Source organism: Kaistia sp. 32K, assembly GCF_016629525.1.
In the GTDB taxonomy this organism is placed as follows: domain Bacteria; phylum Pseudomonadota; class Alphaproteobacteria; order Rhizobiales; family Kaistiaceae; genus Kaistia.
Genome location: NZ_AP024269.1, coordinates 1,800,091 through 1,823,586, shown reverse-complemented (window position 1 = coordinate 1,823,586; position 23,496 = coordinate 1,800,091). Strand labels below are relative to the sequence as shown.

The window sequence follows — 23,496 nt, the reverse complement described above, 5'->3', positions numbered from 1 at the left end:
CACCAGTCATGGCCCGGGCACACACCCGGGCCCTTCCGATTCGTTCCTTGGAGGACATAATGAACCTGACGGTTTCCGGCTTCGCGGTGCGCAGCCTCACGCTGGCTTCGGCGCTGATGCTGTCGACGGCGGCCTTCGCTGCCCCCGATGCCCAGAAGATCGCAGACGCCTTCGTCGCCGCGGCCCAGACCCGGGACGAGGCCAAGGTCACGTTCGATGCCGCCAAGGCGGACGGCGACAACGTCACGTTGAGCAACGTGGTGATCAAGGCCAAGCATGGCGGCGACGTGACGATCCCGCTGCTCGTCATCGAGAGCCCGATCGAGCGCACCGCCGGCGGCTTCACGGCGGCCAGCATCGGCTTCGATTCGGGCAAGATCGTCGACAAGGAAACGACGATCAACTGGACCAAGGGCCTCGCCAAGGACGCGATCGTCCCGGCGCCGACCGAGATCAACTCCAAGGCGAAGATCACCCCCTTCTCGAACCTCGAGATCTCGACCATCAGCGTCGTGTCGACCGAGGCGCCGGCGCCGATCACCGTCGACAGCTTCAACGTCGCGCTCGGCAACGTCATCGAGGGCGCGCCGAACGACGGCCAGCTCCACGTCAACGGTGTCAACGTGCCCGGCGACGTGCTGAAGTCGGACGAGCAGACCAAGGACTGGGTCGAGCAGCTCGGCTACGACAAGCTGAACTTCGACGTCGCCGTCGACGGCAGCTATGACGGCTCCAACAAGACCTTCACCTTCAAGTCGATCAGCTTCGACGGCAAGGATGTCGGCAAGCTCGCCATCACCGGCACCTTCGGCGGCCTGCCGCGCGAGAAGCTGCAGGATCCGGACAAGCTGTCGGAGCTCGCCGCGACCGCCACCGTCGACGCCGCGACGATCCGCTTCGACAATGCCGGCATCGTCCAGCGCGTCATCGACATGCAGGCGAAGGCCATGGGCGCGACGCCGGACCAGTTCGTCGACCAGATCAGCGGCGCCCTGCCCCTGCTGCTCTCCGTCGTCGGCAACCAGAACTTCCAGGACCGCATCGCCACCGCCGCGACCGCCTTCCTGAAGGATCCGAAGTCGCTGACGATCACGGCCGCCCCGGGCAACCCGGTTCCGGTCATGCAGATCTTCGGCGCCGCCTCGACCGCGCCGCAGACGCTGCCGGACGTGCTGGCCGTCGACATCAAGGCCAACAACTGAGGTTACCGCCTCTGAGGTTACCGCCTCTCTTGCGCGTCGCGGGCCCCGCGCCCGAAACGCGATGAATGGATCCCGGGCGGTGCAGACCGCCCGGTTTTTTCTTTCCCCTGCCGGAAAGACCGCCTTCGAGAGGGCAACGCCGAAATCGCGCGAACGCCCAGCCGCCATGGAGCCCTGCTATGAGTCGTCCGTCGCTACGCCTCCGTCTTTTCGCCGTCAGCGTCAGCGCCGCCGCGATGACGGCCTCGCTGCCCGCCCTTGCCGAGGAGCCGGCGGAAACGGCGATCCGCAGCTGGATCGCCGCGCTTGACGCCTCGCCCAACTGGGTCGCCGGCTATGCCGAGCTCTCCTATGACGCGAGCCAGCGCACCGCGACGGTCCGCAACCTGACGATCCGCAGCGAGACGCTGGCGACCAAGATCGAGATCAGCTTCGGCACGATCGGCGTGACCGGCTATTCCGAAGCCTCGGATGGCGGCTTCAAGGCGCTCGAGCTCCGCGCCGACGACAGCAAGATCGTGATCGGCGACATCGCCGACATGAACCTCCGCGACATCCGCGTCGAGAATCTCGCCGTGCCGAGCTTCGCCAATTTCGTCTTCGATCCGGCCCACGCCTTCACCTCCGCCGTGAGGGGCCTGGCGATCGCGGCCAAGACCTCGATTGACAGCATCCGCATCGGCCAAGTGGAATCGACCCAGAAGGCCGAAGGCCAGACCTCGCGCGCCTCCTATGGCAGCTACGAGCTGAAGGGCATGGCCAACGGCAAGATCGAGCGCGTCACGCTCGGTCCGGTGCTGCAGGAAATGCCGTCTCCGGACGGTCTGGTGACCTTCAAGGTCGACAAGATCGAGGCGCACAAATACGACCTCGACGCGATGATCGACGTGTTCGATCCCGATCGCTATGTCGGCGGCGTCGGCGACGGCAAGTGGCGCGACGTGCTCGGCCTCGAGACCTATCGCAACTTCGCCATCGACGTCCCCGGCGCCGCGATCCGCGTCGGCTCGTTCGAGGCGGAGAATCTCCGCGTCCGCCAGCCGAAGCGGAGCTTCACCGGCTTCATCGACTCCATCATCGCCAATCCGGAGATGTCCGAGGACGAGATGGCCCGGGTCGCGCGGGACAACATCGCCGGCCTGCTGAGCTTCGCCGGCGTCGGCGCGCTGCGTCTGAACGACCTCGACGTCTCGGCGCCGGAGGTCGAGCGCTTCCATCTCGGCGACTTCCACATCCTCGACCTGTCGAGCGACGGCATCGGCGAGATCGGCATCGCCGACCTCGACGCGGCGATCCAGGACAAGGGCTCGATCGGCGCCGAGCGCCTGGCGATCGGCGGCTTCAAGTTCCCCGATCCCGACGCGGTGGTTCAGTCGATCTACGCCAGCGAGCGCGGCATCGAGGTCAACCCGCTGCCGCTCATTCCGACCTTCGGCTTCGCCGAGGCGGTCAATCTCGACGTCACGCAGGGCGGCAAGAAGCTCGGCTCGGTCGACCGCGCCCGCACGGATCTCAGCGGCTATATCGGCCCGGTTCCCACCAGCATCGCGACCGACGTCCGCGGCCTCGACCTCGACCTGTCGCAGATCGACGATCGCCGGGCGCGCGAGATGATCAAGGGTCTCGGCTATGACCGGCTGATCGCCGATTACGGCCTGAAGATCTCCTGGCGCGAGGCCGACGAGAGCGTCAAGATCGACACGTTCCGCCTCGCCCTCAAGGACATGGCGACGGTGACGCTGGACGCCACCCTGACCGGCCTGTCGCGGGCCGCGATCGAGGATCCGAAGCGGCTCGAGGCCGTGCTCCCGTCGCTGCTCTTCGCGCGCGGCCAGCTGGCGATCGAGGACAAGTCCATCGTCGAGCGCGCCATCGGCATGCAGGCGAAGAAGATGAACGTCGAGCCGGACAAGTTCCGCCAGCAGATCGCCGGCGCGCTGCCGCTGTTCCTGATCGCGCTGAAGAACCCGGGCTTCCAGGCGAAGCTCGCCCCGGCGCTGCAGGCGTTCCTGAAGGCGCCGGGCACACTGACGCTCATCGCCGCGCCGTCGACGCCCGTCCCGGTGACGCAGCTGATCGACACGGCGGAGAACGCGCCGCAGAAGCTGCCCGACCTGCTCCAGGTCGAGATCAAGGCCACCCCGTAACGAAACAAGACCACCCCGTAACGAAAACGGCCGGATCGCGAGATCCGGCCGTTTTCTTATGGCGTATGGAGTTGTCAGCCGATCAGGCGGCGAGCGTGCGCGCCGTCTCGGAGGCCTTGGCCTCGGCGGCCGCAACGGCCTTCGCCGCATGCTCCGGACCGAAGGCGACGCCCTCGACCGTGATCGCTTCGATATCGCTCAGGCCGAGGAAGGAGAAGACGGCACGGAGATAGGGCAGCTGGAAGTCGAACTGATTGGCCGGGCCCTCGGAATAGACGCCGCCCTTCGACTCGACCAGCACGAGGCGCTTGCCCGTCACGAGACCAACCGGCTTGCCGTCGACATAGGAGAAGGTGCGGCCGGCGCGCGCGACATAGTCGACCCAGGTCTTCAGCGTCGAGGAGATCGAGAAGTTGATCATCGACGAGGCGATGACGATGATGTCGGCGGCGAACAGCTCGTCGATCAGCTTGTCGGAGAGCGCGGCGATCGCCTTCTGCTCGTCATTGCGGGCTTCGGCCGGGGTGAACACGGCGCCGAGATAGGCCTCGTTGATATGCGGCAGCGGATCGCGCGCCAGGTCCCGGCGGACGACGGTCGCGTTCGGGCTATGGGCGACGAGGTCGGTGAGCACGCGCTCCGCCACCTTGCTGGAGTGCGAAGCGTCGCCGCGCGGGCTGGACGTTACGAAAAGGATATTGGTCATCGGTCTTTCCTTCACTATGTTACGGAGCCGGCCGAGACCCGGGGGGAGCCGCCGATACCGTTGAGTAACATTAGCAAATGTTACTACTGGGTAACATCGAGTCAATTGGGATGGATTTGAAAACCGCTGAACAGACTGTTCACCTGGGCGCTGCGAAGGCGACGCCGCCGCGCGAGCGCATCCTCGTCGCGGCGCGGGAGCTGTTCGCGCGGCATGGCGTGCACGGCGTCGGCGTCGAGACGATCGCCGAGACGGCCGGCACCAACAAGATGACGCTCTACCGGCATTTCGAATCAAAGGATCTGCTGGTCGCCGAATATCTGCGCGGCCTGGTGGCCGAGTCCTCGGCGATCTGGTGCGAGATCGAGGCGGAGCATCCCGGCGAGCCGCTGGCCCAGATCAACGCCTGGCTGGGGCGGTTCGCCCGGCATGCCGAGCCCGACAATGAGAGCGGCTGCGCCCTGGCCAAGGCGGCGGTGCAGATCACCGATCCGAACCATCCCGGCCGCAAGGTGATCGAAGAGAATACGCGCCGGCACCGCGACAACCTGATCCGCCTCTGCCGCGCCTCCGATCTCGCCGAGCCGGAGCTGCTCGCCGATCAGCTGTTCCTGCTGATCGAGGGCTCGCGCGTCGCCTGGCAGAATGTCGGCCACGGCACGGGCGCCGATCTCGCGACCCTCGCCGCCGGCATCATCGCCTCGCATAAGCGGTAAGCTGGTTCAGTCGATCGCCGATACCATTCTTCCGGACCGCATTTCCAAATCTCGACCATCATCCTGAGGTGCCCGGCGCAGCCGGGCCTCGAAGGAGGGTCCAGGAAACTTGCGCCTGATGGAAACCGTGGACGAATTCGCCGGACTTAGTCGGCAAACTTCGGAGCTCTACTGGACCCTCCTTCGAGGCTTCGCTGACGCGAAGCACCTCAGGATGATGATCGGTGTTCGGCCCCTTCACCTCTCCCTGAGGCTACCCCGCCAGCGTCAGCGCGCCGTTCTCCAGCCGGTAAACCCGGTCGACCGCGCCTTCCGGCAGCGCCGCGTGCGTTGCGAGGATCAGCGTGCGGCCGGTCGTGACCGCGAGGAGATCGGCGAGGAACGCTACTTCTGTCGCGCGGTCGAGGCCGGCGGTCGGCTCGTCGAGCAGCAGAACCTTCGCCGGCGACAGCAGCGTACGCGCCAGGCAGAGGCGGCGCGCCTGGCCGGCCGAAAGCGTCTCGCCCGCCTCGCCCAGCCAGGTATCGAGCCCGCGCGGCAGAGAGCGCACGAAGGCGTCGAGCCGCGCCTTTTCGAGAACGGCATGGAGGGCGGCGTCATCGGCGGAGGGATCAGCGATTTGGAGATTGTCGCGGATCGTGCCGATGAAGACGGGCGCTTCCTGCGTCAGGAGCGCGATATGCGCGTGCAGATCCGCCTGGCGGACGGCGCGGATATCGACGCCGTCGACGAGGATCCGCCCGGCCTCGACATCGGCGAGCCGCAGCAGAAGGCTGAGCAGCGTCGACTTGCCGGTGCCGCTCTCGCCGAGGATGGCGATGCGCTCGCCCTCGTCGACGGTGAGATCGAGCCCGGACAGGACATCGTGGTCGCGGCCATAGGTGAAGCCGACCTTCTCGAAGCGAATACCGCCGGAGACCGGCATCGCCACCGGGCGCTCGGGATCGCGGATCGCCGGCGGCATGTCGACCAGCGACTGCACCCGCCGCGCCGCGGCGCTGGCAGCGCCCAGTTTGCCCGCGCCGCGAAGAATCGGGCCTGCGACTTCGAAGATGGCGGTGACCGCGAGCAAGACGCCGACCATGGCCGGCCCGCTGACGCGGCCCTCGGCGAGAACCTGCAAGCCGATCCAGAGCGTGCCGATCAGCGTCGCGCCGGATCCGAGCGTGACGAAAGCCGGGCCGCAGGCGATCAGCAGCGACTGGCGCAGGCGGGCGCGACGCATGGCGGCGGCGGCATCGTCGACGGCGCGGGCGGCTTCTCCGACCGCGCCGAGCGCGACCAGATCGGCATGGCCGTCAATGCCGTCGAGCACAGCGACGCGGAGGTCCGCCGCCGTCCGGACCGTCGCAGCGCCCGTATTGCGGCCCGCGAGCACGATCAGCGACGGCAGGAGCAGCGCCGTCAGCCCGAAGCCGATCAGCGCCACCGGCAGCGCATCCGGCAGCACGAAGGCGAGGAAGATTCCAAGGCCGAGCGCGCCGAGGATCGCAGTCGCGACCGGGGCGACGACCTGCAGGAACATCATGTCGAGCGTCTCGACATCTGCCGTCAGCCGGGCGACGAAATCGCCGGTGCGGTGGGCCGCCGCCTTGAGCGGCACCAGCGGGATCAGCCGCGAGAAGATGCGAACGCGGATATCCGACAGGATCTTGAAGGTTGTCGCGTGGCCGGACAGCCGCTCGCCATAGCGCGAGAGGATGCGCAGGAACGAGAAGCCGCGCACCATCGCCGAGGGCGCGAATAGATCGAAGGTCATCGCCGAGGCGGCGAGCGCCGCGCCGGTCAGGAACCAGCCGGAGACGCCGAACAGGGCGACGCCGGCCGCGAGCGTCATGCAGGAGAGCGCCAGCGCCAGGAGGAGACCGCCCGAGCGTGCCGCGAAGAGACTGAAGAGAAGACGCATCACGCCACCCCGTCGAGCTGGATGGCGGGAGCGGCGCGGTCGGCAGCCGGCGCGCGACGGACGATGCGCTTGCGATCATCGATCTCGCAGATCGCATCCATTCGTTCGGCCACCGCCATGGAGTGGGTCGCGATCAGTAGGGTGCGGCCGGCGGCGAAGGCGAGAATCTCGTCCATCACCCGCGCCTCGGTCTCGGTGTCGAGATGGGCGGTCGGCTCGTCGAGGAGCACCAGCGCCGGATCGCGCAGGAAGATGCGAGCGAGCGCCACGCGCTGCGCCTCGCCGCCGGAGAGACCCCTGCCCCGCTCGCCGATCGGCGTCGCGAGACCGTCCGGCAGGCGCTCGGCGAAATCGAGGACGCAGGCGCGTGTCGCCGCGAGCCGGACCTCGACATCGGTGGCGCCCGGCCGGCCGAGCCGGATGTTGCTCTCGATCGTGCCGTGGAACAGGCGCGGCCGCTGACCGAGCACGGCGACATGCCGGCGGAATGCCACCTCGTCCAGCGCCTCGAGCGTGACGCCGCCGATCTCGACGGAGCCCTGATGACCGCGCAGCCGCGCCAGCACCTCGATCAGCGTCGACTTGCCGATACCGCTCGGCCCGAGCAGCGCGACGCTCTCGCCGGCCGCGATATCGAGGCTCGTATCGGCAAGGATCGTGTCGCGCTCCGGCGTATCGACGGTGAGATCCCGCGCGCGGACGGCGACGGCGCCACCCTCGCCCGGCCAGGGCGCGCCCTTTACCTCCGTCGCGGGCGCGACCTCCGGCAGGCTGCCGAAGGCCGCCTCGATGCTGGCGACGGCCGCCTTGGCGTTGGCGCGGTCGTGATAGTGAGCCGCGAGCGTGCGGAGCGGCATGTAGACCTCGGGCGCCATCAGCAGGCAGAACAGGCCCGCCTGCAGGCCGAGCTCGCTGCCGCGCAGGTTCAGCATGTCGAGATAGGTGAGGCCGACATAGAGCGCGACGCCGGCGACGCCGAGGGCTGCGAAGAACTCCAGCACCGCCGACGACAGGAAGGCGATTCGGAGCACGGCGAGGGTGCGGCTGGCGAACTCGTCGCTCGCCGCGCGGACGCGGACGATCTCGTCCTCGGCTCTGCCGAACAGCTTCAGCACGACGAGGCCGCGAATGCGGTCGGCGAACATGCCGGAGAGCCGGGCGAGCGCGGTCAGATGCTGGCGGCTCGCCGCCTCGGCGCCCCAGCCGGCCAGCGCCATGAAGACGGGGATCAGCGGCGCGGTGACGAGGAGCACGATGCCGACGACGAGATCGACGGGCATCAGCCCGATGGCGAAGGCGATCGGCACGACGGCGGCGGCGATCATCGCCGGAACGAATCGGGCGAAATAGCCGTCAAGAGCCTCGACCTGGTCGAGAATCTGGCTCGCGAGCTCTCCTGAGGCACGCTGACGCATCCAATCGGGCCCTCGGCGCATCAAATTCGCGAAAAGATCGCGCCGGATCGCCTGCTTGACGTCTTCGGCGGCGCGAATTCCGGCCCATTCGCCGATCCAGGCGAGCGCGGCGCGGGCGGCGACGAGACCGGCGAGACCGGCGAGCGCGGGCATCTGCGTCGCCATCTCGACGTGGTCGACGATGGCGCGGTGGAGGATGGTTGCAAGCCAGTAAGCCTGCGTCACCGTCAGGCAGGCGCTCACAAGCGGCACGAGAATCGCGATGCCGAGCGCACGTTTGCCGACACGTCCCCGCTCCCTCAGCCACCGGATTTCACGGGAGGACGGGCGGGCGGGCGCGGCTTCGCGCCTGGATTCGACAGTGTTCATGCGGCCAAGCTTATAGTGTTGGCCGGTATCCGTGCGGCCCCTGTGCCAATCCACCGCACGCGTGATCTCGCTGCATTGATTTCGCTCAATGTTCGTAGCCTTATGGAGCCCTAGCTGTGAAAGCCTGGCGACTCAAAAGGTATAGGCCATGATTGATATCGATGTCGTTACGCTGTCGAGGCTGCAATTTGCGGCCACGGCTATGTATCATTTTCTCTTCGTTCCCCTGACGCTCGGGCTCTCCTTCCTGATGGCGATCATGGAGAGCGTCTATGTTATGACGGGCCGCGAGATCTGGCGCCGCATGACCCTCTTCTGGGGCACCTGCTTCGGCATCAACTTCGCCATGGGTGTGGCGACGGGTGTCGTCATGGAATTCCAGTTCGGCATGAACTGGTCCTATTACAGCCACTACGTGGGCGACATCTTCGGCGCGCCGCTGGCGCTCGAAGGCCTGATGGCTTTCTTCCTCGAAGCATCCTTCATCGGCCTGTTCTTCTTCGGCTGGGACCGGATGTCGAAGGTCGGACACCTTTGCGTCACCTGGCTGGTTGCCTTCGGCGCCAACTTCTCGGCGCTCTGGATCCTGATCGCCAATGGCTGGATGCAGCATCCCGTCGGCGCGGTCTTCAATCCCGACACGATGCGCATGGAAGTCACCGACTTCATGGCGGTGCTGTTCAACCCGGTCGCGCAGGCGAAGTTCGTCCATACCGTAAGTGCCGGTTACGTCACCGGCTCCATGTTCGTCATGGCGGTCAGTGCCTGGTACCTGCTCAAGGGCCGGCACCTGGAGTTCGCCAAGCGCTCGATGGCGGTCGCGGCCAGCTTCGGCCTCGCCTCGGCGCTGTCCGTCGTCGTGCTCGGTGACGAGAGCGGCTACGTGACGACGGAAAACCAGAAGATGAAGGTCGCCGCGATGGAGAGCATGTGGCACACGGAGCCGGCTCCGGCCTCGCTCAACCTCATCGCCTTCCCGAACATGGAGAAGCAGGAGAACAGCTTCTCCATCAGCGTCCCCTACCTGCTCGGCGTCATCGGCACGCGTTCGCTGACGAAGGAACTGCCCGGCATCGTCAACCTGGTCGAGACGGCCAAGGACCGGATCCGCGACGGCATCGAGGCCTACAAGGCCCTGCAGGTCGTCCGCGCCAACCCGGGCGACACCCAGGCTCGCGAGGTATTCAGCGAGAAGTGGCCGAACCTCGGCTACGGCCTCCTGGTCAAGCAGATCCGCCCCGACGTCGAGAACGCGACGGATGCGGACATCACGAAGGCGGCCGCCTCGACCATCCCGAACGTGCCCGTCATGTTCTGGAGCTTCCGCCTGATGGTGGGTCTCGGCTTCTACTTCATCGCCTTCTTCGCCGCCGCCTTCTACATCGCCTCGCGGCACAAGCTCGGCGAGCAGCGCTGGACGCTGTGGCTGGCGCTGTTCAGCCTGCCGCTGCCCTGGGTGGCGATCGAAGCCGGCTGGCTGCTTGCCGAATATGGCCGTCAGCCTTGGGCGATCGAAGGCGTGCTGCCGACCTTCTATGCGGCATCCGGCCTGACGTTCACCGATCTCGTCATCAGCCTGTCGATCTTCCTTCTGATCTACAGCGTGCTGGCGGTGATCGAAGTGATCCTGATGGTGAAGACGATCAAGAAGGGCCCGCTGGAGCATGATCCGCTGCAGCCGGCCGTCGCAGGTCCCGACGTGCTGCCGATCCCGGCCGCCGCCGGCCCCAAGCTCTGATCCGCGGGGGTTATCATGAATGACATTGTACCAGTCGACTACGAAACGCTCCGCCTCATCTGGTGGCTCCTGCTCGGCGTGCTTTTGATCGGCTTCGCCGTGATGGACGGCTTCGATCTCGGCATCGGCGCCCTCCTGCCGTTCGTCGCCAAGACGGACGAGGAACGCCGCGTCGTGATCAACGTCGTCGGGCCGGTCTGGGAAGGTAACCAGGTCTGGCTGATCCTCGGCGGCGGCGCCATCTTCGCCGCCTTCCCGATGCTCTACGCCGTGTCCTTCTCCGGCTTCTACCTGGCGATGATGGTGATCCTGGTCGCCCTCATCCTGCGCCCGGTCGGCTTCAAGTACCGGAGCAAGATCGGCGATCCCGGCTGGCGCTCGACCTGGGACATCGTGCTCTGCATCGCCGGCATCATTCCGGCGCTGATCCTGGGCGTCGCCGTCGGCAACGTGCTGCTCGGCGTGCCGTTCGAGTTCGACGACACGCTCCGGACGTTCTGGCGCGGCAACTTCTTCCAGCTGCTGACGCCCTACGCGCTTCTCGCCGGCCTCGTCAGCCTCTCGATGCTGATCATGCATGGCGCGGCGCTGCTGACGTGGAAGACCGAGGGCGTCATCGCCGATCGCGCCCGCAGCTACGGCCGGCTGGCGGCGCTGGCCGTCATCGTGCTGTTCGCGCTTGCCGGCGTCTGGACCGCCTATGGCATCGGCGGCCATGTGCTGACCAGCGTCATCGACCCGCTCGGGCCTTCGAACCCGCTCGGCAAGACGGTCTCGGTCGAGAATGGCGCGTGGCTCGCCAACTACACGAAGTATCCGTGGATGATGATCGCTCCGATCCTCGGCTTCGCGGGCGCGCTGCTGGCGCTCGTCGGCTTCACCGCCAGGAAGCCGGCGCTCACCTTCATCACCTCGGGCGCGGCCATCTTCGGCATCATCGCCACGGCCGGCGTGTCGCTGTTCCCCTTCCTGCTGCCGTCCTCGGTCGATCCGAGCAACGGCCTCACGATCTGGGACGCGTCCTCGTCGAAGCTGACGCTCTGGGTGATGCTGCTGTCGACCTGCTTCTTCCTGCCGATCATCCTGATCTACACGGCCTTCATCTACCGCGTGATGCGCGGCAAGGTGACGGCGGTGACGATGGACAAGAACCCGAACGCCTACTGAGCGGAGGATTTCAGCAATGTGGTATTTCTCCTGGATCCTCGGCCTCAGCCTCGCCTGCGCCTTCGGCATCCTCAACGCCATGTGGTACGAGCTGCGTGACGACCGGCTGAAGGGCCGCCTCGGTATCACGCCGAGCAAGGATCGCTGATCTAGACCAGCGCCCGGCGCAAAACAGAACGACCGCCCGACGGATCCGACGATCCCGGGCGGTCGTTTTCGTTTGGGGGCTGCGGATCCCGCGCCGCTCTAGTCGAAGAAGCCGAGCCGGCGCAGCAGCAGGAGGGTGAAGCCGGAGGCGACGACGCCGATGACGGAGGCGCCGATCCAGCCCGTGGAGCCGTCGAGGAACGGCAGGCCACCGGTATTCATGCCGAAGAAGCCGGTCACCAGCGTCGGCGGCATCAAGAGCGCCGTCATGATCGAGAGCACATAGAGGTGGCGGTTGCTGATGTTGGCGAGCTTCGCCGCGATCTCGTCCTGCAGGAAGCGCGCGCGGTCCTGCACTTCCTGGACTTCCTGATCCAGCGTCTCGATGCGGCGCAGGAGCCGTTCCGCCGCCGCGGAGGCGGCCTGGTGGCTCTGCTCGTCCTCGTCGTCGTCGTCCTCGGGAAACTCGCGCAGGATGCTGCGGAAGCCGGACAGCTGGCGGTGCAGCTTGACCGCCGTCCGCCGCAGCGGCCCGAGGCGGCGCGACTCGTCGTGCAGCCGCTCGTCGAGCACGCGGTCCTCGATCGAATCCGCTTCCATCCGCAGCGCGCGAAGGGTCTCCGCCATGGCGCGCAGCACCTGCTCGATCATCAGCTCGAACAGCGCGACGGGGCCTGAGACGGGCTGGCCGCTCTGGATCTTGCTTCGCGCCAGCGCCGCGGCGCGGACGGGATGTCGCCGGCCGGAGACCAGATAGCCCGGACCAAAGGCGAAGCGCATCGGCACCGTCCGGTCGGAATCCTCGCCCGGATGCTCCTGCAGCGTATCGGAGAAGCGGCCCCAGACGGCGTGCTTGTCGAAATCGAGCGTCGGATGATCATCGACCGAAAGCAGCAGGCGGCGCGCATCGCCGCTGAGCCAGCCGACCCCGGCGATCCAGTCGCGCGCCAGGCGATCGACGAAATCGATATGCACCCAGACGAAGCCTTCGGCCGGATCGCTCGGCGCGATCGTCTCGTCCAGCGCGATGGCGCGAGCGCCGCCGCCGGCATCGAAACGATAGGCCCAGATCACACCCGAGACGGGTCGGGACAGCGCAGAAGCTTCAGCAGGCATTGCCGGATTGATCATCGCATCGCTTGCCGGTCGAGCAGGAATTTCGACATGCCGCCGCGCGGCGGCACCACATGCGACAGTTCATATGACAGAACGATGACAGGCCGCGCGCGGGTCGTGGAATTCCATTGTCGCCGACGCGGGTGGCAGCCATGATCGCCTTACGGAAGGTGAACATCCGCCGGGACGGGCTCATGCAGAACGATCCACGATCGCACGGTCTCTGGGAGCGCACGGCGCCGCCTGCCCCGCCCGCGACGCCTCTCGCCGGCGACCGCACGGCCGACGTCGTGGTGATCGGCGGCGGCTATACCGGCCTGTCGACCGCCCTGCACGCTGCCCGCGACGGCCTCGATGTCGTGCTGCTCGAGGGCGTCGAGATCGGCTTCGGCGGATCGGGGCGCAATGTCGGTCTGGTCAATGCCGGCATGTGGGTGATGCCCGACGACGTGCCGGCGACGCTCGGCCGCGAGCCTGGCGACCGCCTGCTCGAGCTGCTCGGCGATGCGCCGCGACAGGTTTTCGAGCTGGTCCGCGCGCATGGCATCGAATGCGAGCTGGAGACAGCGGGAACGCTGCATTGCGCCGTCGGGGCGAAAGGGCTGGCGGAGATCCGGCAGCGGGCCGAGCAATGGCTTGCCCGCGGCGCGCCGGTCCGCCTGCTCGACGCCGCCGATACAGCGGAAAAGACCGGCAGCCATGCCTATGCCGGATCGCTGCTCGATCTGCGCGCCGGGACGATCCAGCCGCTCGCCTATGCGCGCGGCCTCGCCCGCGCTGCGCTCGCTCACGGCGCGCGCATCCATGTCCGCAGCCCGGTGGTGTCGGCGGAAAGAGCGGCCGGCGGCTGGCGCGTGGCGACGGCGGGCGGAAGCGTCACGGCCGGCTGGGTGGTCGTCGCGACCGACGCCTATACCAGCATGCCTTGGCCCGAGATCCGCGCCGAGCAGATCCACCTGCCCTATTTCAACTTCGCCACCGTGCCGCTCGACGCGGATCTCCGGAGCACGATCCTGCCGGAGCGGCAGGGCGCCTGGGACACGCGCGAGATCCTGAGCTCGTTCCGCCTCGACCGCGCCGGCCGGCTCGTCTTCGGCAGCGTCGGGGCGCTGCGCGGCAGCGGCGCGCCGATCCACCGCGCCTGGGCCAAGCGGGCGCTCGCCAAAATCTTCCCGCAGATCGGCGACGTCGCCTTCGAGGCCGAGTGGTACGGCCAGATTGGCATGACGGACAATTGCCTGCCGCGCTTTCACAAGCTCGCCCCGAACGTGATCACCTTCTCGGGTTACAATGGACGCGGCATCGCGCCCGGCACCGTATTCGGGCAGATCCTCGCCGGGCATATCGCGGGCCGGATTCCGGAGGAGGCGCTGCCGCTTCCCGTCACCGACGCCAGCGCGGCGCGCTTGCGCCGCCTCAAGGAAGCCTATTACGAAGTGGGGTCGCAGATCGCCCATCTGGCCGACGCCCGGCTTTGAAACGCAGTCGAGACCCGGATTTCGAGGAAGGAAGAGCATGACCATCGCCATCAAGAACACCCTCAAGGCCGAGGTCGACACACTTCTCGCCGAGATCGGCGTTCCCGCATCGGTACGCTCCGGCGGCACGCTCGCCGTCCATTCGCCTGTTACCGGCGAGGAGCTGGCCCGCCTCGTCGAGACGGATGAAGCCGCGGCGAACCGCGCCATCGAGGCGGCGCATGCGGCCTTCCTCGCCTGGCGCAGCGTGCCGGCGCCGAAGCGCGGCGAGCTGATCCGCCTGCTCGGCGAGGAACTCCGCGAGCACAAGGCAGCGCTCGGCCGGCTGGTCGCGATCGAGGCCGGCAAGATCGTCTCGGAGGGCCTCGGCGAGGTGCAGGAGATGATCGACATCTGCGATTTCACCGTCGGCCTGTCGCGCCAGCTCTATGGCCTCACCATCGCCACCGAGCGCAGCGATCACCGGATGATGGAGACCTGGCATCCGCTCGGCGTCACCGGCGTCATCTCCGCCTTCAACTTCCCCGTCGCGGTCTGGTCGTGGAATGCGGCGCTCGCGCTCGTCTGCGGCAACAGCGTCGTGTGGAAGCCGTCCGAGAAGACGCCGCTGACGGCGCTGGCGACGACGGCCCTGTTCGACCGCGCGGCAAAACGCTTCGTCGCCGAGGGCGGCACGCTGCCGGACCATCTCGCGACCGTCCTGATCGGCGGCCGCGCCGTCGGCGAGGCTTTGGTCGACCATCCGCGCGTGCCGCTCGTCTCGGCGACCGGCTCGACCGCCATGGGCCGCGCCGTCGGCCCGCGCCTCGCCGGCCGCTTTGCCCGCGCCATCCTGGAGCTCGGCGGCAACAACGCCGCCATCGTCTGCCCCTCGGCCGATCTCGACCTGACGTTGCGCGGCGTCGCCTTCGCCGCCATGGGCACGGCCGGCCAGCGCTGCACCACGCTGCGCCGCCTCTTCGTTCATGACAGCATCTACGATGCCCTCGTGCCGCGCCTGAAGCAAGCCTATGGCTCGGTCAAAATCGGCAACCCGCTCGAGGCCGGCACGCTGGTCGGCCCGCTGATCGACGCCCGCGCCTTCGAGGGCATGCAGCGGGCGCTCGGTGCCGCCAGGGCCGCCGGCGGCGCGGTGACGGGCGGCGATCGCGTCGACGCGGCGGCCGCGCCCGCCGCCTATTACGTGCGCCCGGCCATCGTCGAGATGCCGGCGCAGACCGGCCCGGTCGAGCAGGAGACCTTCGCGCCGATCCTCTATGTGCTCCGCTATTCCGATTTCGACGAGGCGCTTCGCCTGCACAACGCCGTGCCGCAGGGTCTCTCCTCGTCGATCTTCACCAACGATCTGCGCGAGGCAGAGACTTTCCTCTCGGTGCGCGGCTCGGATTGCGGCATCGCCAACGTCAATATCGGCCCGTCCGGCGCCGAGATCGGCGGCGCGTTCGGCGGCGAGAAGGAAACCGGCGGCGGCCGGGAATCCGGCTCCGACGCCTGGAAGGCCTATATGCGCCGCGCCACCAACACGATCAATTTCGGCAAGACGCTGCCGCTGGCGCAAGGCGTCCAGTTCGACGTCGCCTGACGATCCGCGAAGCCGCCCCTGCCCCGCGAGCCCGGCCACGGCCGGGCTCGCGGGGCGGCTCGCCCGGTCGCGCCCGCTCAGCATTTCGCGGCAACCGATTGATCTTCCAGCCCTTCGTCCTGATCCGGAAATGGTCCCGAAACCGCGCGTTCGGGCGAGCGAACCAGCTCGAAGATTGGCCCTATATTTCCCTTGCGATAACATCCTAAAGACAGCAAGATAGCACCAATGCATCAGGCAACTTTGGAACAAGGGTGGCCTGCTCCATCGACGATGAGGAACGCTGTACCAGGCCGCCTCGGTGGTACGGCGTCGTCGCGGGCGTGCAGAAGCGTGCGGCCCAACCCGACGGGAGGAGAACGAATGCTCAAGGCAAGAACTTCGATCACGATGCTGGCCCTTTCGATGCTCATGGCGACGACGGGGCTTTCATCGGCGGACGCGATCAAGATCGGCGTCAACCAGCCGCTCACGGGGCCGTTCGCGGCCTCCGGAACCTATATCGTCGACGGCGCCAAGATCGCCGTGGAGCAGATCAACGCCGCCGGCGGCGTGCTCGGCAACCCGATCGAGCTTGTGATCGAGGACAACAAGAGCAACCCGACCGAGGCCGCCGCTGTCGCCGAAAAGCTGATCGAGCGCGACAAGGTGCCGGTGATGATGGGCGCCTGGGGCTCCAGCCTGACGCTCGCCGCGATGCCGAAGCTGATGCAGTACGAAGTGCCGATGCTGGTCGAGACCTCGTCGTCGAGCAAGATCACCAAGCAGGGCAACCCCTACATCTTCCGCATCTCGCCGCCCTCCTTCGTCGAGGCGGCGCTGTTCAAGACGCTGCTGCCGGATCTCGGCATCAAGAAGGTCGACTTCCTGGCGATCAACAATGACTGGGGTCGCGGGACGATCACCGACTTCACGGCGATGTTCAAGGAGAACGGCGTCGAGGTCGGCCTCTCCGAGATCATGGACCAGTCGGCGCAAGACATGAGCGCCCAGCTCTCCAAGATCAAGGCGTCCGACTCCGACACCATCATCGTCACCACCGCCGTCGAGCAGCTGACGCTGGTGCTGAAGCAGGCGGCGGCCCTCGGCATCACCAAGCGGATCATCACCACGGGCGGCTCGCAGAACCCGGACCAGCTGATCGAGCAGGCCGGCTCCGCCGCCAACAACACGATGCACATGGTGTTCTTCGCGCCGTGGGAGCCGGACAAGACCCCGCATCCGGACCAGGCCAAGGCCTTCATCGACGCCTGGGCCAAGCAGGGCCATGGCAGCGCTGGCCTGACCGAGAGCTATCGCGGCTATGACGGCATCCACGTCATCAAGGCGGCGATCGAGAAGGCCGGCGCCGCCGATCCGAAGGCGATCCGGGAGGCGTTCTGGCAGATTTCGGTGCCGACGCTGAACGGCACCGTTACGTTCGTCAAGGACGGCCCGGAAGGTCGCGAGAGCGGCCAGTACATGGCGAACGGCACGTTGGTGAAGATCGTCGACGGCAAGGTCACCCTCGCCCACTGAGGTCTCGACCAACGCCTGAAGGCCCCGGACCTGCGCTGGGGCCTTTTTCGTGTCACGCCCCGGTCGGTACCGCGAGGCTGGTCTTGATGCGGTCCATCACGACCAGCGTGCGGAAGCGCTTCACATTGTGGTTCTGGAAGAACAGGCGGCGGGTCAGCGCCTCATATTCGCCCATGCTGGCGACCGTGATGATCAGCACGAAATCCGCGTCGCCGGTGACGTAGTAGCATTGCTGCACCTCGGGCGCCTCCGAGAAGGCCTTCTTGGCGTCGTCGAGCAGGCCCATGCGCTCGCTCTCGACATGCACCTCCACCACGATGGTGATCGGGCGGCCGACGCGCGCGGGATCGACGCTGGCGATGTTGGCGGCGATGACGCCCTCCGCCTCCATGCGGCGGATGCGCCGGTGCACGGCGGCGGCGGAGAGATGCACCTGCTCGCCGATCAGACGCTGCGGCGTGGTGTTGTCGCGTTGCAGGATCTCGAGAATGGCCAGGTCGAAGCGATCGAGCCCGCTGGCGGAGGAATCACTTTGCAAGACTGGGGCTCCACGCAAGAACGCTTCATGCAACGACCTCGATTAGAGCGCAGATCCCGCCGCAGCCGCAACAGAATTGCTCAAGCCGACATCGAGACGGGAAGGATAATCGGACACGCACGACGGTTCATCGGCCGTTCGCATGGCGGTTCGCTTGAATTTTTCGAAAGACAAGAACGCCAGAAATCCAGAGAAGCAGGCAGACCTACTTGGCGCCGCCCCGGCGCGGGCCGCTTCTCTCGAGAAGATCGTTGCGGAGCGCGAAGCAGTTCTTGTGATAGTGGATATCGGCGACGTAGATCGCGATGCCGCTATCGTCCACCAGCACGAGCCGGCAATCCGCCGTCGGTTCGCCGAGGCCGATCTTGAGCAGATCGGCCGTCTCCGGGCTGGCGACCCCGATGGTCAGGGTCTGATGGGCATGGGCGATCGTGACATCCGCCATCTCGACGATCTTCGGTAGCGCCGCCACGCTCATGAACTGCTTGCCGGCCTTGTCGAAGATCGAGCGCGCTAGATGCAGGTTGACCACCGAGAACGGCTCGTTGTCGTTGTACTGGACGCTGCGCAGGAAGACGTAGCTGTCGGCGAGAGTGCCCTCGCCTTCCGAAAGATCCGGATTGGCGGCGATCTCCTCGATATGGACGCGCTTCAGCACATTGTCCTTGATCGACGAGACCATGGTGTCGAAATCATTGGCGAGGTTGAGCCAGCGATTGTGCTTCGGCTTGCCGGACACGAAGGTGCCGCGCCCCTGCTGGGCGTTGAGAAGGCCCTCCTCGCGCAGGAGCTCGATCGCCTGGCGGATGGTGACGCGGGCGACCGCGAATTCCTGCTCCAGCTCTTCCAGCGTCGAGATCTTGTCGCCTTCCACCCAGTGGCCCGTGTCGATGCGCTGTCGCATCACGGACGCGACCTGGATGTAGAGAGGCACGCGGCTGCGGTCGTAGATCGAAGTGAGTTTGCTCATAATACCAACATACGGCAGATGGGCCTATTTTACCAGCGCAACCCCGACCTTTCCGCGCAGACCGATCGGTCCCCCGGCAGCGGCGAGCTGTCGGGACCGAAGCAAGCTTGCGCGAGTCCGATCATCCCCACAACCTCGATACGTCCAGCCGGCCCCTACGGCAACCCCTGAGATCGCGGCCGCCGATGCGGATGAGGGCAACTTCCCTCCCCTGCCCCCGCGCGACTGTTAGCGACGACCGAACAGCGCGGCAAAGAAGCGCTTCAGCCGGCCCAGGATGACGGAGGAGACGAGCGAGCCCGCGTCGAGCTCGGTCACCACCGGCGGCGCCGAGGCGCCCGGCTCCCCGCCGCCGGCCTGATGCGCCAGCTTCGCCTCCAAATTCTGGACGAAGGCCGCGATCAGCCGTCCGGCGACGTCCTGCACCAGCCCCGAGCGGCCGAACTGCGCGAGCACCCCGGTCAGCGTGTAGCCGATGCTGACGTCGACGCGCGTCTCGCCCGGCTTGTCGCCGGGCTTCACGGCATAGCCGATCAGGCCGCGCGTGGCGGAATTGCTGCGCTTGTCCTTGCCGGCGCCGTCGATCGTGCCGGTCTTGGTCGCGTCGTCGCGACTGACGTCGGCGACACCCTGGAACTCGGCCGAGATCGGCCCGACCTTGATGCGGATCTGGCCTTCGACGTGGCCATCGACCGGCTCGCCGGCGAGCGAGGCTCCTGGCAGGCAGGACGCGACCTCGCCGATGCGGTCGAAGAACGCCCAAACGTCCTCGACGGGATGGCCGACAACAAAGCTCTCGGTGAAGGTCGTCTGCGGCTTCCAGTCGGCCTCCTGCCGGGCCGGTGCCGCCGCAGGCTTGGCATCCGCCCTCACCTCGGATTTCGCGACCGTCAGCGTCGGACGTTTTGTCGAGGCGGAGCCTGTCAGCGTCGCCGCGGCGCCATGACCGGAGCCAGCCGGTCCGAGCGTCGTGCGATGCTCGCCGCCCGGGATCGCCGCGATCCCGCGCGCGCGCCGGGCCGAGATCACGCTCTGGATGGCGCGGACGATGCCGACATAGCCGGTGCAGCGGCAGAGATTGCCGCTCATCGCGACACGGATCTCGTGCTCGGTGGGATCATCCAGGCGCAGCACGACGTCGCGGGCCGAGACGATCATGCCGGGCGTGCAATAGCCGCACTGAAGACCGTGCTCCTTCGTAAAGGCGGCGCGGAGTTCCATCGCCACCTCGTCGGCATCGAGCCCTTCGACGGTGGTGACGTCGGCCTGCTCGCAGGCGACCGCGAAGGTGATGCAGGAGCGCGTCGGCACGCCGTCGACCAGGATCGTGCAGGCGCCGCAGACGCCGTGCTCGCAGCCGATATGGGTGCCGGTCAGGTTCTGGGTGTCGCGGAGAAAGTCCGCGAGATGCATGCGCGGCTCGATCTCGGCGCGCGCCGGCTTGCCGTTTACCTTGAGGGTGACGGTGTTCATGCTGAAGTGGCTCGTTCGATGGCGCGACGGAGCGCGACGACATGGGTCTGGCGGTCGATCGGGTCGTCCATGCCGGCGGCGGCGACGGCCTCTTCGGCGGCGGCGCTTTCAAAGGCCTGGTCGAGCCGGGCGGCGGTGCCGTCGCCGAGGAGATGCCGCGCATCGGCGATGACGATCGGCCGGCTTTCCGTGGCGCCGATCACGACGCGGCTGACGCCGCGATCCGGATCCGCCAGGAACGCGCCGATCGCATGGGCGAACTCCCCGGTCTTGCGGCAGCTCTTGTAGTAGCCCCAGCGCGCCGAGCGGCCGAGCTTCGGCACCGTGACCGAGACGAGCATTTCGCTCTGCCGGAGATCGGCTTCGAGCGCGCCGAGCATGTAGTCCTCGACGGCGATCGTCCGCTCGCCGGAGGGCCCTCGCAGCGTGACGCGGGCACCGATCGCCGACAACATCGAGATCCAGTCGGCCGAGGGGTCGGCGTGGGTCAGGCTGCCGCCGACCGTGCCGCGATTGCGCACGGCGCGGTAGGCGATGCCGTTGGCGACACGGGGCAGCGCCCCGTGCGTCACGTCGGGCACACGGCGATCCTCGATATCGGCATGGGTGATGCAGGCGCCGAAGACGATCGCATCGCCCTTGTCCGTCACCTGCTTCAATTCATCGATCGCGGCGATGTCGACGAGGAGATCCGGCTGCACCAGCCGCATGTTGAGCATCGGGCCGAGCGACTGGCCGCCCGCCATCAGCTTCACGGTCGGGCCGTCCTCGGCCAGCAGCGCGAGCACCGCTCCGACATCGGCCGGCCGCGCATAGTCGAAATTGACCGGCTTCACGCGAATTCCCCCTGCTTCACCTGGCTGGCCTTCTTGGTCGTCTTGGCCGCTTGGATCGCCTCGAGCACGCGGCGCGGCGTCATCGGCGAGTGCAGCAACTCGGCGCCGAAGCGGCGGAGCGCATCGTTGACGGCATTGCCGATCGCCGCCGGCGGCGCGATCGCCCCGCCCTCGCCGATGCCCTTGACGCCGAACTCCGTATAGGGCGCGAGCGTCTCCATATGGTCGAGCCGCGGCGCCGGCACCTCGGTCGGCCCCGGCAGCAGATAATCGGCGAAGGTCGAGGCGAGCGGCTGGCCCGAGGCGTCGAAATTCATCTCCTCGTAGAGCGCCGTGCCGATGCCCTGCGCCAGGCCGCCATAGATCTGGCCGTCGACGACCATCGGATTGATCAGCTGGCCGCCGTCCTCGACGATGACGTAGTCGAGGATCTCGATGTCGCCCATCTCGGGATCGACGGCGACGACGACCGCGTGCGCCGCGTAGCTGAACGTGCCGGAATCGCGCACCGGCTTGAAGCCGATGGTCGATTCCAGACCGCGCGGATCGACCGAAGCCGGCAGATCCTGCGGCCGGCGATACCAGGTGTAGGCGACCGTCTCGAGGCTGACGCTGCCATTCGGGCCGACGACATGGCCGTCGACCAGCTTCACGTCGGCGATGTCCGCCTGCAGCAGATGCGCGCCGATGCCCTTGGCGAGGCCGGCGACCTCGCGGGCCGCGGTCGCGACCGCGCCGCCGGCCATCACGGCACAGCGCGAGCCCCAGCTTCCCGTCGAGTACGGCGTGTATTCGGTATCGCCATGCACGAGCTTGATCTTGGCGGTGTCGATGCCGAGGATCTCGTGCGCCACCTGCGGCAGCGTCGTTTCCATACTCTGGCCGTGCGAATGCACGCCGACGCGGAGTTCGAGGCCGCCATCCGGTGTCATACGTGCCGTCGCCTGCTCATGGCCGGGGACCATGGGAATGCCCCAGCCGGCATAGACCGAGGTGCCATGCGCGCCCTGCTCGCAATAGATCGAATGGCCGACGCCGATCAGCCTTCCGTCCGGCTCGCCGCGCCGCTGCCGCTCGCGGATGCCGGCCAGATCGATCGCCGCGATGGCCCGGTTAAGCGCCTCGGGATAGTCGCCTGAGTCAAAATGCTTGCGGGTGATGTTGTCGAACGGCATCTGCTCCGGCTGGACGAGGTTCTTCAGACGGACCTCATGCGGCTCGATCCCCGCCTCGCGGGCGATCGCGTCGAGCACCAGCTCCAGCGCATAGCAGACGCCGGTCCGCGCCACACCGCGATACGGCAGGATCGGGCATTTGTTGGTCGAGACCGACCAGGTCCGGCAACGATAGGACGGGAAATCATACGGGCCCGGCAGGATGCTGGCGATCTGCGCCGCCTCCAGGCAGGCCGAGAACGGATAGGACGAGTAAGCGCCGGAATCGACGGTCGCCTCGCACTCGATGCCGCGCAGCTTGCCGTCGCGGTCGGCATAGCCGGTGATGACGTAGTGATGCTCGCGGCAGTTCGCGCCGGCCGTCAGATGCTCGCGGCGGTCCTCGATCCAGCGCACCGGATGGTCGAGCTTCATGGCGAGGAAGGCGAGGCAGATATCCTCCGGCAGCAGGATGCCCTTGTAGCCGAAGCCGCCGCCGACATCCGGCGAGACGATGCGGACCTGGCCCTGGTCGAGGCCGAGGCATTCGGCGAGGCCGGTGCGGACGATGTGCGGCATCTGGCTGCCGGTGTGGAGCACGAGCTGCTCCAGCCGCTTGTCCCAGTAGGCGACGGTGCCGCGCCCTTCCATCGGCGCCATCGACTGGCGGGCAGTCGAGATCTCGCGCGTCACCTTGATCGGCGCGTCGTAGGCCGCTTCCATGTTGACGTCGACGAAGGTCTCGAGAAAGACGTTGTCGCCCCAATGCTCATGCACCAGCGCGGCGCCCGGCTTCCGGGCGGCGATCATGTCGTGCAGGGCCGGCAATTCGTCGAGGTCGAGCTCGACGGTCGCGGCGATATCCTCCGCCTCGGCCCGGGTCGCGCCGACGCAGACGGCGATCAGCTCGCCGACCTGGCGCACCTTCTCGAAGGCCAGAACCGGCTGCTCGGAGACCTTGAAGCCGGCGAGGCCCGAGACGGCGACGATCGGCTTCACGCCCTCGAGGTCGCCCGCGACATAGACCCGGTCGCGCATCTCGTCGGGAATGCGGACGCCGGTGATGCGCGCATGGGCGAGCGGCGAGCGGACAAAGGCGACGTCCTTCATTCCCGGCAGCCGCAGGTCGGCGACATACTGGCCGCGCCCGCGCAGGAAACGGTCGTCCTCCTTGCGGAGCATGGACGCGCCGACACCCTGTTTCTTCATTTGGATCCTCCCGTTGCGGTGGCCCCAGCGCCGGCGGTCGGATGCCGGCGGCTGTCCTCTCGAACCGTCCGCAAACGCTAGCTCATCTTATTTTTGGAATGATAGCAAG

At 67.2% G+C, this 23,496-nt stretch carries 18 protein-coding genes; 9 read left to right on the top strand and 9 right to left on the bottom strand.

The window, feature by feature from the left end:
- Nucleotides 1-59 precede the first annotated feature (59 nt).
- Both K32_RS08165 and K32_RS08160 read left to right on the top strand, forming a co-directional pair.
- On the top strand, nucleotides 60-1,202 hold the full coding sequence (locus tag K32_RS08165; RefSeq protein ID WP_201403538.1) for a hypothetical protein: 1,143 nt from the start codon (nucleotides 60-62) through the stop codon (nucleotides 1,200-1,202).
- A gap of 179 nt (nucleotides 1,203-1,381) precedes the next feature.
- Nucleotides 1,382-3,349, top strand: coding sequence for a hypothetical protein (locus tag K32_RS08160; protein ID WP_201403537.1), 1,968 nt, complete (start codon nucleotides 1,382-1,384; stop codon nucleotides 3,347-3,349).
- 82 nt (nucleotides 3,350-3,431) lie between these two features.
- On the opposite strand, the gene K32_RS08155 is transcribed toward K32_RS08160, so the two are convergent.
- A complete protein-coding gene (locus tag K32_RS08155; protein ID WP_201403536.1) occupies nucleotides 3,432-4,055 on the bottom strand; it encodes an FMN-dependent NADH-azoreductase in 624 nt (207 codons plus the stop codon).
- Between the two features lie 110 nt (nucleotides 4,056-4,165).
- Between K32_RS08155 and K32_RS08150 the strand changes: the two genes are divergently transcribed.
- Nucleotides 4,166-4,771, top strand: coding sequence for a TetR/AcrR family transcriptional regulator (locus K32_RS08150; protein WP_201403535.1), 606 nt, complete (start codon nucleotides 4,166-4,168; stop codon nucleotides 4,769-4,771).
- A gap of 253 nt (nucleotides 4,772-5,024) precedes the next feature.
- Here the strand turns inward: K32_RS08150 and cydC are convergent, their stop codons facing one another.
- On the bottom strand, nucleotides 5,025-6,677 hold the full coding sequence (gene cydC, locus K32_RS08145) for a thiol reductant ABC exporter subunit CydC (RefSeq protein ID WP_201403534.1): 1,653 nt from the start codon (nucleotides 6,675-6,677) through the stop codon (nucleotides 5,025-5,027).
- Nucleotides 6,677-8,461 (bottom strand): thiol reductant ABC exporter subunit CydD, encoded by a 1,785-nt coding sequence (gene cydD / locus K32_RS08140; protein ID WP_201403533.1) that lies wholly within the window; start codon nucleotides 8,459-8,461, stop codon nucleotides 6,677-6,679. Before cydD ends, cydC begins: the two co-directional genes overlap by 1 nt.
- A gap of 148 nt (nucleotides 8,462-8,609) precedes the next feature.
- On the opposite strand from cydD, the gene K32_RS08135 reads away from it, so the two are divergent.
- The 3 genes from K32_RS08135 to cydX are packed head-to-tail and all read left to right on the top strand — an operon-like array spanning nucleotide 8,610 to nucleotide 11,514.
- Nucleotides 8,610-10,199 carry a cytochrome ubiquinol oxidase subunit I gene (locus tag K32_RS08135; protein WP_244669902.1) on the top strand — a complete coding sequence of 530 codons (1,590 nt, stop codon included), beginning with the start codon at nucleotides 8,610-8,612 and terminating at the stop codon, nucleotides 10,197-10,199.
- 15 nt (nucleotides 10,200-10,214) lie between these two features.
- On the top strand, nucleotides 10,215-11,366 hold the full coding sequence (cydB, locus tag K32_RS08130; protein WP_201403532.1) for a cytochrome d ubiquinol oxidase subunit II: 1,152 nt from the start codon (nucleotides 10,215-10,217) through the stop codon (nucleotides 11,364-11,366).
- 16 nt (nucleotides 11,367-11,382) lie between these two features.
- Nucleotides 11,383-11,514 carry a cytochrome bd-I oxidase subunit CydX gene (gene cydX, locus K32_RS08125; protein ID WP_201403531.1) on the top strand — a complete coding sequence of 44 codons (132 nt, stop codon included), beginning with the start codon at nucleotides 11,383-11,385 and terminating at the stop codon, nucleotides 11,512-11,514.
- Nucleotides 11,515-11,612: 98 nt separating this feature from the next.
- Here the strand turns inward: cydX and K32_RS08120 are convergent, their stop codons facing one another.
- Nucleotides 11,613-12,629, bottom strand: coding sequence for a CorA family divalent cation transporter (locus K32_RS08120; protein ID WP_201403530.1), 1,017 nt, complete (start codon nucleotides 12,627-12,629; stop codon nucleotides 11,613-11,615).
- Between the two features lie 194 nt (nucleotides 12,630-12,823).
- Between K32_RS08120 and K32_RS08115 the strand changes: the two genes are divergently transcribed.
- The 3 genes from K32_RS08115 (at nucleotide 12,824) to K32_RS08105 (ending at nucleotide 17,207) form a co-directional block, all read left to right on the top strand.
- Nucleotides 12,824-14,107: an FAD-binding oxidoreductase gene (locus K32_RS08115; RefSeq protein WP_201403529.1), complete on the top strand. Its 1,284-nt coding sequence runs from the start codon at nucleotides 12,824-12,826 to the stop codon at nucleotides 14,105-14,107.
- A 37-nt stretch (nucleotides 14,108-14,144) separates the two neighbouring features.
- Nucleotides 14,145-15,689: an aldehyde dehydrogenase family protein gene (locus K32_RS08110; protein WP_201403528.1), complete on the top strand. Its 1,545-nt coding sequence runs from the start codon at nucleotides 14,145-14,147 to the stop codon at nucleotides 15,687-15,689.
- Between the two features lie 390 nt (nucleotides 15,690-16,079).
- The gene (locus tag K32_RS08105; protein ID WP_371813029.1) at nucleotides 16,080-17,207 is read left to right on the top strand and encodes an ABC transporter substrate-binding protein; all 1,128 of its coding nucleotides are present in this window, start codon (nucleotides 16,080-16,082) and stop codon (nucleotides 17,205-17,207) included.
- A 52-nt stretch (nucleotides 17,208-17,259) separates the two neighbouring features.
- Here K32_RS08105 and K32_RS08100 read toward each other — a convergent pair whose 3' ends face one another.
- The 5 genes from K32_RS08100 to K32_RS08080 all read right to left on the bottom strand — a co-directional run bounded on the left by K32_RS08100 (nucleotide 17,260) and on the right by K32_RS08080 (nucleotide 23,387).
- Nucleotides 17,260-17,745 carry an Lrp/AsnC family transcriptional regulator gene (locus K32_RS08100; RefSeq protein WP_201403526.1) on the bottom strand — a complete coding sequence of 162 codons (486 nt, stop codon included), beginning with the start codon at nucleotides 17,743-17,745 and terminating at the stop codon, nucleotides 17,260-17,262.
- 205 nt (nucleotides 17,746-17,950) lie between these two features.
- Entirely contained in the window at nucleotides 17,951-18,715 is a 765-nt protein-coding gene (locus K32_RS08095) for a GntR family transcriptional regulator (protein ID WP_201403525.1), read from the bottom strand.
- 228 nt (nucleotides 18,716-18,943) lie between these two features.
- A complete protein-coding gene (locus tag K32_RS08090; RefSeq protein ID WP_201403524.1) occupies nucleotides 18,944-20,188 on the bottom strand; it encodes a 2Fe-2S iron-sulfur cluster-binding protein in 1,245 nt (414 codons plus the stop codon).
- A complete protein-coding gene (locus tag K32_RS08085) occupies nucleotides 20,185-21,024 on the bottom strand; it encodes a xanthine dehydrogenase family protein subunit M (protein WP_201403523.1) in 840 nt (279 codons plus the stop codon). The genes K32_RS08090 and K32_RS08085 overlap by 4 nt, the downstream gene beginning before the upstream one ends.
- Complete coding sequence (locus tag K32_RS08080) at nucleotides 21,021-23,387, bottom strand: xanthine dehydrogenase family protein molybdopterin-binding subunit (protein ID WP_201403522.1); 2,367 nt, start codon at nucleotides 23,385-23,387, stop codon at nucleotides 21,021-21,023. The genes K32_RS08085 and K32_RS08080 overlap by 4 nt, the downstream gene beginning before the upstream one ends.
- Between the last annotated feature and the right edge of the window lie 109 nt (nucleotides 23,388-23,496).